Origin of the sequence: Xanthomonas sp. LMG 12460, assembly GCF_009192895.1 — a bacterium.
Lineage (GTDB): Bacteria > Pseudomonadota > Gammaproteobacteria > Xanthomonadales > Xanthomonadaceae > Xanthomonas_A > Xanthomonas_A sontii.
The window spans coordinates 56230-69974 of the sequence record NZ_NKUH01000041.1 but is presented as its reverse complement, the minus strand read 5'-3'; the positions used below and the strand labels follow the sequence as shown (position 1 = coordinate 69974).

The following is a 13745-nucleotide window of genomic DNA, read 5'->3' as shown; positions in this document are numbered from 1 at the left end:
ACGCGCCGTCCGTCGGTGCGCCCGCCGCGCCGTCGCCCTGCGATGACCGCCGCATTCCCTTTCCAGGATTTCCCGCAGTGAAGAAGACCTACCGGCTCCGCATCGAAGGCAAGCATCCCGACCGCCTGCTCGACGCCGCCAAGCACGACATCCGCAAGTACATCCGCCGCGAGCGCCGCAAGACCTTGCCGGCCGGTGCGGACTACTGGGATTTCGACACCCTGTTCGGCACCGAGGAAGCCACCGCCGCGGTGCTGCCGCCGGCCGAACTGCTGCGTGCGGTCGACGCGCTGGTCGCCGCCGGCGGCGAGCAGTTCTACGTGGAGATCCGCAGCCGCGCGTGCACGCGGCCGCCGCGGGCCAAGGGCGTGCAGGGCGAAAGCGAGCACGATCCCTTCGAGGACTGAGCGCGATCCGGCGCACCCGCGTATCGGGGTCGTGCCGCGCCGCTCAGCCGCTCGCGGGCGGCTCCCCGTCCTGCGCACGCGCCGCGCGCAGCCTGTCCTTCTTGCTCGGTCGCTTGCCCTTGATGCCGCCGGTGGAGGCGGCCGCCTCCGTGGACGGTGCGGCGGCCGGGGTTGGCGCTTGCTTCGGCTCGAAGCCGGGAATGCGTTCGCGCGGCACGCGCACGCCTTGCCGCTTTTCGATCAGGCGCAGATGCGCCGCACTGGCCGCGTCGACGAAGCTCAGCGCCTGGCCCTCGGCGCCGGCGCGCGCGCTGCGGCCGATGCGATGGGTGTAGTCCGCGGTGGAACGCGGCAGGTCGTAGTTCACCACCACCGGCAGCGCGGCGATGTCGATGCCGCGCGCGGCCAGGTCGGTGGTCACCAGCACGCGCAGTTGCTGCTGGCGGAACGCCTCCAGCGTGCGCTGACGCCGGCCCTGGGCGAGGTCGCCGTGCAGCGGTTGCGCGGCGATGCCGGCCTTGCTCAGTGCCGTGGCGACCTGCTCGGTGCTGCGCCGGCTGGCCACGAACACCAGTGCGCGTGGCCATGCTTCCTGTTCCAGCAAATGCTGCAGCAACGCCAGGCGACGCCCGTCGTCGACCTCGATCGCGCGCTGGCGCAGCGTCGCCGGGATCGGGGCGGCGTCGGCGGCGTCGCCGATGCGTCGCGGCGCGCGCAGCAGGCGCGTGGCCAGCGCCGCGATCGGGGCTGGCAGGGTGGCCGAGAACAACAGGGTCTGCCGCGTCGGCGGCAACAGGTGCAGTAGCCGCTCCAGTTCGGCGCCGAAGCCCAGGTCGAGCAGGCGGTCGGCCTCGTCCAGCACCAGGTGCGCCACCGCGTCCAGTTGCAGCGCGCGCTGCGCCAACAGATCCAGCAGGCGCCCGGGCGTGGCCACCACCACGTCGGCGCCGCCGCGCAGCGCCAGCATCTGCGGATTGATCGAGACGCCGCCGACCGCCACCACCACCCGCGGCCGCCGCGGCAATTCCAGGCCCAGCGCGACGAAGGTGTCGGCGACCTGCACCGCCAGTTCGCGGGTCGGCACCAGCACCAGCACGCGGGTGGAGCGCGCCGGCCTGGCCGCCTGCGCGCAGGTCTGCAGCAACGGCAGCGCGAACGCCGCGGTCTTGCCGGAACCGGTCTGCGCCATGGCCAGCAGATCGTGGCCGGCGACGACGAGCGGTACGGCCTGCTGCTGGATCGGCGTGGGTGTCTGCCAGCCGACGCGCGCGAGCGCGGCGGCGAAGGCGGGATACAGCGCGGGCGACAGACCGAGGGAAGCGAACGGCATCGGAGGCGGGCAGGGCGCGGGAGAGACCACACAGTATCGCCGACCCGGCGCAGGAGCGGCTTCCGTCGTGACGTTTTGGCGATCGCGCGTCGCGGCTGATCCCGAAAAGGGGACAAGAGCCGCTTCCACGAGGGCGTGCGGCGAGCTCGCCGGGTGCACTGTGGGAGGGACTTCAGTCCCGACGCATTGCGGCATCGGAGAGCACGCCACTTCGCCCGTCGCGGCTGATCCCGAAAAGGGGACAAGCGCCGCTCCTACGCGACGATCGGCTAGGGCACCTGTTGCCAATCGCCAATCGCCAATCCCCAACTGCAACGCACGGCCATCCATGTGGATGGCCGTGCGCGAGTGGGCAGGTTACTGCGGGCAGCTGACGCCGACCGCGGCGAAGGCATTGCGCACTGCGGTCACCGAGCGGCTCAGGTCGCTCGCGGCGGTCTGCACGCCGCAGGCGCCGCTGTTGAAGCTGGTGCTGGGCGTCCAGTACAGCTGGTTGGCGCGGGCGAACACTTCGAAGGCGCTGCGCGTGTTCCAGCCGGAAGTGGTGGCCAGGGTGTAGAACGCCTTGTTGTAGACGCCCGAGGAGTAATGCACGTCCAGGCCGCTGCGGTAGTTGGCGGCGTTGTCGATCGAGCTGCCGTCCTGGGTCGGGTTGGCCATGTAGCGCAGCGCACCGTTGGCCTTGAAGATCTCGGTGCCGACCTTGAAGTCGTTCGTGCCCTTGAGGTAGTACTCGGTGGCCTCGCCGGCCATGTCCGAGAACGCCTCGTTGATGCCGCCGGACTGGCCGGAATAGGTGAGGTTGGAATGCTGCTCGGTGAAGCCGTGCGAGACCTCGTGGCCGGCGACATCCGCGCTGACCAGCGGATAGAACCGCGTGTTGCCGTCGCCGAAGTTCATCGTCGAACCGTTCCAGAAGGCGTTCTCGTAGCGCGTGCCGTAATGCACGCGCATCACCAGCTGGAAGGTCAGCGGCGCCACGCCGACGTAGCTGCGGTACATCTTCTCGATCACGCCGCCGAAGTAGTGCGCGTCGTTGATCGGCGAGTAGGCGCCGTTGATGGCCTTGTAGGTGTTGCGCGGGCAGGTGAACTGGTACGCGGTGGTGCCGGAGCTGCCGCCGTTGAGGTTCACCGACTTGACGTTGCTGTTCTGCATGCGGCAGTTGTCGTCCACCTCCAGGAAGCCGTGGATGCTGTCGCTGCCGTACTCGTACTGGCCGGTCTTGGCGTTGCCGCCCGGGCCGGTGGCGTCGCGCGTGGTCAGCGCGTCCCACTGCTTGAGGATGGCGCCGCTGCGCGCATCCACGATCACGAACGGCCGGCTCGGCGCGCCGCCGTTCGGCGCATCGGCGAAGAACGACACCACGTAGGCCAGGTGCGCGCGGTCGCTGTCGTCGAGATAGATCATCTGCGGCGCCTGCGCGCGTTCGATGCGGCGCTCGGCCTGGGCGGCGCCCAGCGCGACGCGCTGGGCCACACGCAGCGCGGCAGCGGCGCTCAGCGAGGCACTGGCGGCGTTGGTGGCGGTGGCCGGCAGTTCGCTGGCCAGCCCAGCCACCGAGCGGCCGAACAGGCTGCGCACGCTGCCGTCGGCGCGCTCGCTGACGATCACTTGCTCGCCCCACACCGGAATGCCGCGGAAGGTCTGCTGGTAGCGGCGGTGCACGGTGCCGTCGGCATCTTCGCTGCTGCCGAGCAGGGTCAGCGCGGACTCGGCGTCCAGCCCGATCAGTTCGGCATGGCGGACCGCGGGTGCTGCCGGGATGCCGCCCACGCGCGCGGCGGCGCTGCGGTACTGGGTACCGAGCGTGTCCGGATTCTTGGCGTGAAGATCCACGCGTTGCGCGGCGCTGGCGGAGGTGGCGGCGAGCGCGAGCAGCAGGGAGGGCAGCAGCACCGACGGACGATGATGACGTGGCAGAGTCATGAGCGGAATCCTCGAACGCAAGAAGGAAGGACGCGCCGACGCGGCAGCGAAGCGGCCGTGGCGCGGTGCGTGGCATGACGTTCAGGGCAGTGCGGCCGATCGGCGCAGTGCCTCCCCCTGTGCAGCGACCATAACGGCGGCGTCGCGTCGCGTGGTAGACAGGTTGCGTTCAGGATTTTGTGTCTACCGAATGCGCGCTGCACGCCGGTGTGATGCGGGATGCGTCGTCGCGGCAGATCGGTGTGTCATCCCCGCATGACGCCTGAAATCTGGACGTTCCTATGCGCGCGATGCGATGTCGCTCGCTCGGTGCAGCGAGGCGTCGAAGCGGCCGATAGCGGCAATCCCAGACCGGACCGTTGTGCGTGGTCGTTGCACTGTGGGAGGGGCTTCAGCCCCGACGCGCTGTGCTGGAGTTGCTCGGGGAATGAATACGCGATTTTTGGAAGACCGCCGAGAACATGCCCCGTGACGTGACCTGCGTGGCATCCGCTGCAGAAAGGCTTGAGACCCACCGCTTTTTGTTTGTCGCGTCGGGACTGAAGTCCCTCCCACAATGGGGGTGCATACCACCATGGCGGTGCATCTACTGCGTCAGCGCAGCAGATGCACCGTCTGGTACCAGGCAGGTTGGCTGATCTGCAAGGCGGCCGGCGCTCAGGCCGGCAGCGCCAGGTCGTCGATCATCGCGCGCAGGAAGCGCGCCGCTTCGCCGCCGGTGCAGGCGCGGTGGTCGAAGCTCAGCGACAGCGGCAGGATCTTGTGCGTCTCCACGCCGCCCATCACCGGCACCAGCTGGTGGCGGGCGCGGCCTGCGGCGACGATGGCCACGCACGGCGGCACCACGATCGGGGTGGCGTAGCGGCCGGCGAACATGCCGAAGTTGGACAGCGAGATGGTGTAGCCGCTCAGCTCCGAGGCCGGAATGCTGCGCGCCTCCACCTGCTGGCGCAGGCGGTTGATGCCTTCGCGCACGCCGCGCGCATCGAGCATGTCGGCGTTGCGCAAGGCCGGCACGAACAGGCCGTCGTCGGTGTCCACGGCGATGCCGATGTCCACGTGCGCGTGCAGGGTGCGGGTCAGCGCCTCGCCGTCGAACCAGGCGTTGAGCGCCGGCACCGCCTGGCAGGCGGCGACGATCGCGCGCACCAGGCGCCCGGTGGTGTCGTTGCCCGGCGTCCATGCGTGCAGGTCGGCATCGTCGTTGAGCGTGGTCAGCACCACCTGGCGCTGCGCCTCGGCCATCACCCGCGCCATGTTGCGGCGCACGCCTTTCAGCGGCTCGGGCTGGCCCTGCACGGCCACGCCCGGCGGCTGCGTGCGCATCGGCTTGCCGGCGGCGGAGAGCGGGGTGCGCGCAGGTGCGGCTTGGGATGTGCGGGCCGGCGCAGGAGCGGCTTCAGCCGCGACGGCAGGGCTCCGTGCAGTCGCGGCCGAAGCCGTTCCTGCAGCGGCGCCGGCTTTCGCCGAACCATCGGCCGCGGCCTGCTTGACGTCGGCCAGGGTGACTGCGCCGTCGGCGCCGCTGGCACGCACCCGGCCCAGGTCCACGCCCAGCTTCTTGGCCAGGGCGCGTACCGCCGGCATCGCGCGTACGCCGCCGACCGACACGGCCTGCTCGCTGTGCACGGTGTTGGAGCTCTGCATCGCGCCGACCACGGTGCCGGCATCGTCGCGCTCGCCTGCGGACTGCGCGTTGTCGGCGTCGTGCAGTTCGCCGCCGTCGTCGGAGGCGACCACGCGGTCATCGGCCGCAGCGGTGTCCGCGCCGGCACCCTTGCCGGACGCGGCTGGTGCCGCGCCGCCATGGTGATGGCCGGTGTCCTGGCCTTCGGCGCGCTGCGGCAGGTTCGGGTCGGGCGCGAACTGCGCCAGCATGCTGCCGGTCACGACGATGTCGCCCGGCGCGCCGGCCAGCTTCAGCACCTTGCCGGAGACCGGCGACGGCACTTCGACCACCGCCTTGGCGGTTTCCATCGACACCAGCGGCTCGTCCAGCCGGATGGTGTCGCCTTCCTTGACGAACCACTCGACGATGGTGGCGTCGGGCAGGCCTTCGCCCAGGTCGGGCAGATTGAAATTCTTGGTTTGGCTCATGTGGTCTCTTCCAGCAGTTCCAGGTCGCGTGCCGGCAGCCAGCCCTGCGTGCCGTCGGCGCGCTCGGCCCACCACCAGTCGCCGTATTCGTGATGCAGGACGACGGTGTCGCCCTGCGCGGCATCGAGTTCGCGCGCGTCGTAGTCGCGCATCGCCACGGCATGGCCGTCGCCGGTCGGCTGCAGCCAGGCCAGCGGCGCCCAGCCGGCGCTGCCGGCGGCGCCGGTGATCCAGACGAACGCCGGCCACTCCTCGTCGCGCACGCCCAGCGCGACCCGCTCGCCGGCGGCGATGCGGATCGGATGCGGATAGGCGGCGCGGTAATCGCTGATCAAACGTGCCTGCATATCAACCCGCGGCCATCGCCCGCTTGGCCGCGGCGACGATCTTGTCGGTGCTCGGCAGGTACTTCATTTCCAGCCGGAACAGCGGGATGTGGGTGTCGTAGCCGGTCACGCGCTGCACCGGCGCGACCAGGTCGTACATCGACTGCTCGGCCAGGCGCGCGGCGATCTCGGCGCCGAAGCCGGCGCTGCGCGGGGCCTCCTGCACGATCACGCAGCGGCCGGTGCGCGCCACCGATTCGGCGATGGTGTCGAAGTCCAGCGGGCGCAGCGTGGCCACGTCGATCACTTCGGCGCTGATGCCGTCGGCGGCGAGCCGGTCGGCGGCCTCCAGCGCTTCCTTGACCTGCGCGCCCCAGGCGACCAGGGTCACGTCGGTGCCGTCGCGCAGCACGAAGCACACGTCCAGCGGCAGCGCCTCGCCATCGTCGGCGACCACTTCCTTGTACTGCCGGTAGATGCGCTTGGGTTCCATGTAGATCACCGGATCCGGCTCGCGGATCGCCGCAAGCAGCAGGCCGTAGGCGCGCTGCGGCGAGGACGGCAGCACCACGCGCAGGCCCGGCACGTTGGTGAAGATGGCTTCGTTGGCTTCGCTGTGGTGTTCCGGCGCGCGGATGCCGCCGCCCCACGGCACGCGCAGCACCATCGGGCAGTGCAAGCGGCCACGCGTACGGGTACGCAGGCGCGCGGCGTGGCAGATCAGGTGATCGACCATCGGATAGACGAAGCCGTCGAACTGCGCCTCGGCCACCGGCTTCATGCCCTGCGCGGCGAGGCCGACGCTAAGCCCGGCGATGGTGGTCTCGTCCAGCGGGGTGTCGAGCACGCGCTGCGCGCCGAAGCGCTGCTGCAGGCCGGCGGTGGCGCGGAACACGCCGCCGTTGACGCCCACGTCCTCGCCCAGCACCAGCACCGACGGGTCGTGCTGCAGTTCCCAGGCCAGCGCCTGGGTCACCGCTTCGATCAGGGTAATGGGCGTGCTGGTCATCGGGCTGTCTCCGCGCGCGGTGGCGGCGCTGTGGGCGGTGCCGGCCGCAGGCGCGGCCGTGTGATCGGCGAGGCGGGGGCTCAACTCATCCATGGCGCTGCTCCAGGGCGATGGCCTCGGCGCGCTGCGCGAGCAGGTCCGGCGGCGGGTCGGCGTACAGGTAATCGAACATGGCTTCCACCGGCTGCACCGGGGTTTCCAGGTAGGCGTTGAGTTCGATGTCGGCCAGGCGCGCGCATTCCTGCTTCCACGCGGCTTCCTCTTCCTCGCTCCACAGGCCCTGCGCGCTCAGCCAGGTGCGCAGGCGCAGCAGCGGCTCGCGTTCCCAGGCCTGCTTGACCTCGGCGTCGTCGCGGTAGCGGCGCGCGTCGTCGGCGGTGGTGTGGTCGGACAGGCGGTAGGTCATGAACTCGATCACCGTGCCGCCCTGGCCAGCCAGCGCGCGCTCGCGCGCCTGGCGCATCGCTTCGAGCACGGCGATCAGGTCGTTGCCGTCCACCTGCAGGCAGTGCAGGCCGCCGGCCAGGCCCTTCTGCGCCAGCGTCTGCGCGCCGGTCTGCGCGTTGCGCGGCACCGAGATCGCCCAGCCGTTGTTGATCACGCACAGGATCAACGGCAGCTGGTAGGCGCCGGCGGAGTTGAGCGCGGCGTAGAAGTCGGTCTTGGACGAGCCGCCGTCGCCGCAGGTGGCCACCGCCACCTGGGGTTCGCCGCGCAGCTTGAACGCCAGCGCGGCGCCGGCGGCGTGCAGGCACTGGGTGGAGATCGGCACGCAGATCGGGAAGTCGCGGGCGGCGTCGGAATCGCGCTGGAAGTCGCTGCCGCGCTCGTCGCCGCCCCAGTACAGCAGGATCTCGCGCGGGCGCACGCCGCGCATGAACATGGCGCCGTACTCGCGGTAGCTGGGCGCCAGCACGTCGCCGCGGCGCATCGACGCGCCGATGCCGATGTGGGTGGCCTCGTGGCCCAGGCAGGAGGCGTAGGTGCCCAGCTTGCCGGTGCGCTGCAGGGCCACCGCCTTGCTGTCGAAGGTGCGCACGTAGAGCATCTGCTTGAACAGCGCCAGCAGCGTCTGCGGGTTGGCCGAGTCGGCCGGAAGCGCGTCGCGGACCGGCTGGCCGCCCGCGTCGAGGTACTGCAGGAACTCAATTTCGAACTGGGCGGCGATGCTCATGGCGATGGCGCTCTCGACAACAAGTTTCAAATGATATGAGTCGGCATGTTAAGGAAGCCGTGCACAAAAGCCGTCGTGCACCGCAGCACGCGGCGATGCCGTATCGCACAAGAAAAGCGTGGTCGCGCCGCGTTGCCGATTGATGGCGTTGGGTATCGCCGATGTTGCACTGCGATGCATGCCGTTCATGTGCGCGTGGGTGTCCACCGGTGGCGGTGGTACATGCCAGCGGTGCGGTGCGCGCGCTGGAGGCGAGGGTGTCGGACAAGGACAGAAGGCGTACACGTGCAGCAGCAGCGGAAGGGCATCGCGCATCGCCCGCTACGCACCCTCAAGCCGCATGGACGTCGCCTCGTAACAGCGGCTTCAGCCGCGACGGGCGTTACCGGGAATCCCCCATCGAGGCTGACGCCGCTCCTGCGCGATAGCGCTTTCGGCAGCGCGTGATCGGCGCCGGGTGGCGTTGCCCCAAGCAAAAAGGGCGTGGCCTTGCGGCCACGCCCTTTCGTCTGCACCGCTTGCCGCGATCAGCGGCCGAACAGGCGCAGCCCCTCCACGCGGGTGCTCAAGCGCGCGCTGTTGTCGCTCGGGTCGGCATCGGCCGAGGTCGACCCGGCGCTGGCGCCGATCACGATCTGGCGGTCGGCCGGCAGCGGCCGTGTCGCCAGGCTCAGGCGGAACGCGGCGCTGGCGCCCGGCGCCAGGTCGGCGCCGCTGCGGCACTGGAAGCGCGCGCTGCGCAGGCCGTGGTTCTGCCGCACGCACTGCCAGCCGCGCGGCGGCACCAGCGCGGTCAGGGCGGACAGGGTGCTGCCGTCGATCTCCAGGCTGGCGCCCTGCACCGGCGCATTGCCGTGGTTGCGCACGTCGATGCGGTAGTCGGCGAAGAAGGCGAAGAACGGCAGGGTGGCCGGGCCGTCGATCGACACCGCCAGGTCGCCGGCCGGACGCGCCTGCACCGCCACGGTGGCGCCGCCGCCGTTGTCGCCGGGGTTGGGGTCCTCGGTCTGCGAGGCCACCGATGCGGCCAGGCTCAGGCTGCGCCCGACCAGGGCGGTGCCGGCCGGCACCGCCACCTCGAAGCGCGGCGTGGTGCCGGCGGCGAACTGCGCGGTGCTGCAGGTGACCACGGTCTGCGCAGCCACCTCCGGCGCGGCGCAGTCCCAGCCCGGGGCGGCGGTCACGCTCGGGGCCACCGCCGCGTCCAGGGCGAAGGCGACTGCCGCCGCACGCGCCGCGTCCGGACCGGCGTTGGCCAGGGTGACGCTGTAGCGGATGGTGTCGCCGGCATAGACCGACGCGTTGGCGGCGCTCACGCGCAGGCTCAGGTCGGCGCGCTCCAGCGGCTTGAGCTTGATCAGCACCACCGCCGGGTCGTGGTCGGACAGCCGCGCCGGCGAGTTGGCGTCGTTGCGGGCCACGGCCGGGAAGTCGGCGTTGAGCCGCGCATGGGCTTCGCTGAGACCGGCGATCTGCGCCGAGCGCATCAGCGCACGGTTGGCCAGGATGTGGTCCAGCGATTGCACGTTGCCGTCGTAGGCGTAGGAGTAGCTCTGGTCCGGCGTCGACAGCAGGGTCAGGTTGTACAGCGCCGGATCGACCAGGGTGGCGCCGTCGCCGCCGACCACGGTCTGCGCGTCGGGCGCCGGCAGGCCGGTGATGGTGCCCATCGCATCGACGTAGCCGTCGTTGAACTCGAAGGCGTTGAAGTCGCCCATCACCAGCAACTGCTCGGTCGGATCGGCGGTCTGGCGCGCCTGCAGCAGGTTGGCCAGGAACACCGCCTGCGCCTGGCGCTTGGCGCGGATGCGCTGGCCGCTGGCGTCGTCGGTCTCGGCGCCGTTGAGCGAACGCTGGTGCACCTCGACCACGGTCAGCGGCAGCGCACGGCCGTCGGCGAAATGCACCACCGCCTTCAGCAGCAGCGGCGGACGGTCGTTGAGCAGGCTGACGGTGCCGCTGGGCTCGGTCCAGGTGGCGGCCTTGCCTTCCTGGCTCACCGAGACCACCTCGACGCGGGCGATGCCGGCGCCGACCTGCGCGGTCTTGACCAGGAAGCCGACGTCGATGCCGCCCACGTCGTTGCCTTCCTGCAGGTAGGCCACGTACTGCGGATCGGGCTGGCCGGCGGCGACCGCGTCGCGGTTGACGCGGTCGGCCAGGGTCTGCAGCACGCTCAGGTTCTCGATCTCCACCGTGCCGAGGATGTCGGGGGTGTTGAGGTAGTTGCGGATCGCCAGCGAGGCCTTGTTGAGGCGCGCCTGGTAGGCGGCCGCGGTCAGCACCGGTTCGCCGATCGCCGGATCGTTCTGGTCGTCGAAGAAGCGCTCCATGTTGTAGGTGGCGATGTTGACGTCGTCGGCCTGCGGCGCGGGGGCGGCCTTGGGCTGGTCGGCGCCGTCGCACTGCACGGTGGGCGCGGTTTCCGGGTAGATGGTGTAGCGGCGGAAGCTGTAGTCCAGCGGGCCGCTGACGCCGAGCACGGTGCAGCCGGCGGCCACGTCGATGCGCTGGCCGCCGAGGCCGGCGCTGCCGACCGCGAACACCTGCGGGCTGGTGTTCCAGCGCGGCACATCGGCCGGCGAGCCGGCCGGCAGCGCGTCGGGCTGCTGCACGCCGGCGGTGCGCCAGGCGCGCGGCAGGCCGGTGACCACGGCATGGAACACGCCATTGCTGGTGGCGCTGGCGTTGGTCTCGTTGACGTTGCCCAGGGTCGGCGTGTTGACGGTCAGGCTGGGCACGGTGACGCGCATGCCTTCCAGGCGCTCGAGCTGGTCGTAGGCGCCGTTCGGGTCGGGGAAACGGGTGGTCAGCTCGACCGCGGCCGGCAGCGGATTGCCGGTGGACTGCAGCAGCACCGTCGGCGCGGTCAGTTCGGTCAGCGGCGGCTGGCTGGGGTCGGTGCTGGGCACGTATTCGACCACCGTGGCCTGCACCCGCACCGAATTGCCCACCGCGGCCTCGGCCGGCGGCGCACTGCCGGTGTAGACGTAGATGCCCTCGGAGGTGAGCGGGTCGGCGTCGGCCTGGGCGTCGGGCGTCTGCAGGAAGAAGCCGGCGCTGCGCCGCGCGGTGACGATGCCGCTGGTGGCGACCACCTGGCCGACCAGCGGCGAGCGCGCGCCGCTGCCCTGGATGCTGTGGATCGGCACCAGGTTGAAGTCGTCGTTGAGGATCACCCCGCTGGCGGTCAGCGTGGACGGCAGCGCACCGCTGACGCCGGTGATGTCGAGGTAGAAGGTCTCGTCGGGTTCGTTGCTGGTGTCGCCGTTGACCAGCACGCGCACCTCGGCGCTGCTTTCGCCGGCCGGGATGGTCACCTGGGTCGCGGCCAGTGCCTGGTAGTCGCTGCCGGCAGTGGCGGTGCCGTCGCGGGTGGCGACGGTGAAAGTCACACCGGCGCTACCGGCCGGCTGGCTCAGCGTCACCGTGAACACGAATGCGCTGCTGCCGCTGTCGCCTTCGGCGCGGCTGACGTTGGCCACGCTGGCCACCGGCTGGTTGCCGCCGCCGCACAGGCTGACCGGCGCGGCGCTGTTGCGCGGGGTCGGCGCGCCGGTGGCGAAGTCGGCGTTGTTGTTGTCGCTGTCGCTGCAGCCGCCGTTGCCGCGCAGCACCGCCAGGGTGTTGCTGGGCGCGGCGGTCGGGGCGCTGCCCTCGGCGCAGCTGGCGCTGCTGCCGTAGCCGACGAAGTCGGCGTTGCCGGCCGGGCAGGCGCCGCTCAGCGCGGCGCTGCTCTTGCTCAGCGCGATCTTGCCGGCGCTGCCGCTCATGGCGATGGTGCCGGTGGCGTCGGGCGTGGGCAGCGCGGTGCTGCCGCCGCTGCCGTCGGCCTGTTTGACCAGGTAGTAGCCGCCCGGCGCGATGCTGCCGCTGAGCGTGGTGACCTGCCAGCTGCTGCCGGCGGCCGAGGCGTACTGCACCGACCAGCCGGCCAGGCTCACCGCCTCGCTGCCGTTGTTGTGCAATTCGACGAAATCGCTTTTGTAGGTGGCGCCGCTGTTGCCGCCACCGCCATAGACCTGGCTGATGACCACCTGGGCCTGGGCGTACCCGGCACAACCCAGCGCGCATGACAACACTGCAGCTCGAAGCAGCATGGTTCGCATGAACAAGATCTCCCCAATCCTTGAAGACGTGGACTTAAGAGTGGCGAACGAAACGTAGCGAGCAGTCGCCAGGTGGGTGCGGACGGCGCGGAGGAACCGCAGTGTACGAGTGGTACATGAGGATTCCGAGCACCGTCCGCGCCCGCCTGGTGGCTGCGCAGTAGTTTGGTTTGCCGCTCTTACGCAGATAACGTGACGGCGCCCCCCAGGCGCCGCCGACGATTGTGCCGGAGTTTGTCAGCCGGTGCTGACGAATGTGTGACATTCGTCGCTGCGGTACCCTTGCCGGCCCGGAACGCCCACGCCGCCCATGCCCGTCGAACAGAACCAGCGCCCGCTCGAAGCCGGCATCCACACCGACCTGGAAGGCCGCCTGACCTACGGCGGCTATCTGCGCCTGGACCGGCTGCTGTCGGCGCAGCAGCCGCTGTCGAACCCGCCGCACCACGACGAACTGCTGTTCATCGTCCAGCACCAGACCTCCGAGCTGTGGCTCAAGCTGCTGGCGCATGAGCTGGGCGCGGCGATCGCGCACCTGCAGCGCGACCAGGTGTGGCAGTGCCGCAAGGTGCTGGCGCGCAGCAAGCAGGTGCTGCGCCTGCTGACCGAGCAGTGGTCGGTGCTGGAGACCCTGACCCCGTCCGAGTACATGGGCTTCCGCGACGTGCTGGGTCCGTCCTCCGGCTTCCAGTCGCTGCAGTACCGCACCATCGAATTCATGCTCGGCAACAAGAACGCGCAGATGCTGCCGGTGTTCGACCACGACCCGCAGGGCCAGGCGGCGCTGCAGGCGGTGCTGGAGGCGCCCAGCCTGTACGAGGAGTTCCTGCGCTACCTGGCCCGCTTCGGCCACGCGGTGCCGGCGCCGTACCACGCCCGCGACTGGCGCCAGCCGCACGTCAGCGACCCGCTGCTGCGCCCGGTGTTCGAGCGCATCTACGAGAACACCGACCGCTACTGGCGCGAGTACGCGCTGTGCGAGGACCTGGTGGACCTGGAGACCCAGTTCCAGCTGTGGCGCTTCCGCCACATGCGCACGGTGATGCGGGTGATCGGCTTCAAGCGCGGCACCGGCGGCTCCAGCGGCGTCGGCTTCCTGCAGCAGGCGCTGGCGCTGACCTTCTTTCCGGAGCTGTTCGAGGTGCGGACCTCGGTGGGGCTGGAGAGCCGGGACCCGGGACTCGGGACCCGGGACCCGGGTGGGGCGTCGCAAGCGCCGTAGTGGAGCGCGCGGGCAGGCGCCGCTCGGCCTTGCTGCGCTGCGTCGTGGTCGGAGGCGTTGGTCTTTCCGCGTGGCGCGCCGCGCGGAGGCTGGCGTACCGCATGCGCACATCGCCTTCTCGCCCGGAATCCCTGGCCTTCGA

At 70.7% G+C, this 13745-nt stretch carries 9 protein-coding genes and 1 other RNA gene; 2 read left to right on the top strand and 8 right to left on the bottom strand.

The genetic code is table 11. The features are described from left to right. Positions 1-77 precede the first annotated feature (77 nt). On the top strand, positions 78-407 hold the full coding sequence (locus tag CEK66_RS09600; RefSeq protein WP_152236762.1) for a DUF6172 family protein: 330 nt from the start codon (positions 78-80) through the stop codon (positions 405-407). A 43-nt stretch (positions 408-450) separates the two neighbouring features. Here the strand turns inward: CEK66_RS09600 and CEK66_RS09595 are convergent, their stop codons facing one another. The 8 genes from CEK66_RS09595 to CEK66_RS09560 form a co-directional block, all read right to left on the bottom strand. Continuing rightward, complete coding sequence (locus CEK66_RS09595) at positions 451-1737, bottom strand: DEAD/DEAH box helicase (protein WP_152236761.1); 1287 nt, start codon at positions 1735-1737, stop codon at positions 451-453. Between the two features lie 357 nt (positions 1738-2094). Beyond that, positions 2095-3666 carry a M4 family metallopeptidase gene (locus CEK66_RS09590; protein ID WP_152236760.1) on the bottom strand — a complete coding sequence of 524 codons (1572 nt, stop codon included), beginning with the start codon at positions 3664-3666 and terminating at the stop codon, positions 2095-2097. Positions 3667-4323: 657 nt separating this feature from the next. Then, positions 4324-5763, bottom strand: coding sequence for a dihydrolipoamide acetyltransferase family protein (locus tag CEK66_RS09585; RefSeq protein WP_152236759.1), 1440 nt, complete (start codon positions 5761-5763; stop codon positions 4324-4326). Next, complete coding sequence (locus tag CEK66_RS09580; protein ID WP_152236758.1) at positions 5760-6110, bottom strand: SH3 domain-containing protein; 351 nt, start codon at positions 6108-6110, stop codon at positions 5760-5762. The genes CEK66_RS09585 and CEK66_RS09580 overlap by 4 nt, the downstream gene beginning before the upstream one ends. A gap of 1 nt (position 6111) precedes the next feature. Next, complete coding sequence (locus CEK66_RS09575) at positions 6112-7191, bottom strand: alpha-ketoacid dehydrogenase subunit beta (protein WP_017910227.1); 1080 nt, start codon at positions 7189-7191, stop codon at positions 6112-6114. Then, positions 7184-8272: a pyruvate dehydrogenase (acetyl-transferring) E1 component subunit alpha gene (gene pdhA, locus CEK66_RS09570; protein ID WP_017916506.1), complete on the bottom strand. Its 1089-nt coding sequence runs from the start codon at positions 8270-8272 to the stop codon at positions 7184-7186. Before pdhA ends, CEK66_RS09575 begins: the two co-directional genes overlap by 8 nt. Positions 8273-8799: 527 nt before the next feature. Continuing rightward, positions 8800-12381 carry a lamin tail domain-containing protein gene (locus CEK66_RS09565; protein WP_152236757.1) on the bottom strand — a complete coding sequence of 1194 codons (3582 nt, stop codon included), beginning with the start codon at positions 12379-12381 and terminating at the stop codon, positions 8800-8802. A gap of 42 nt (positions 12382-12423) precedes the next feature. After that, positions 12424-12499, bottom strand: a non-coding RNA gene (locus CEK66_RS09560) — sX9 sRNA. 192 nt (positions 12500-12691) lie between these two features. Between CEK66_RS09560 and CEK66_RS09555 the strand changes: the two genes are divergently transcribed. Continuing rightward, complete coding sequence (locus tag CEK66_RS09555) at positions 12692-13603, top strand: tryptophan 2,3-dioxygenase family protein (RefSeq protein ID WP_152236756.1); 912 nt, start codon at positions 12692-12694, stop codon at positions 13601-13603. The last annotated feature ends 142 nt before the right edge of the window (positions 13604-13745 follow it).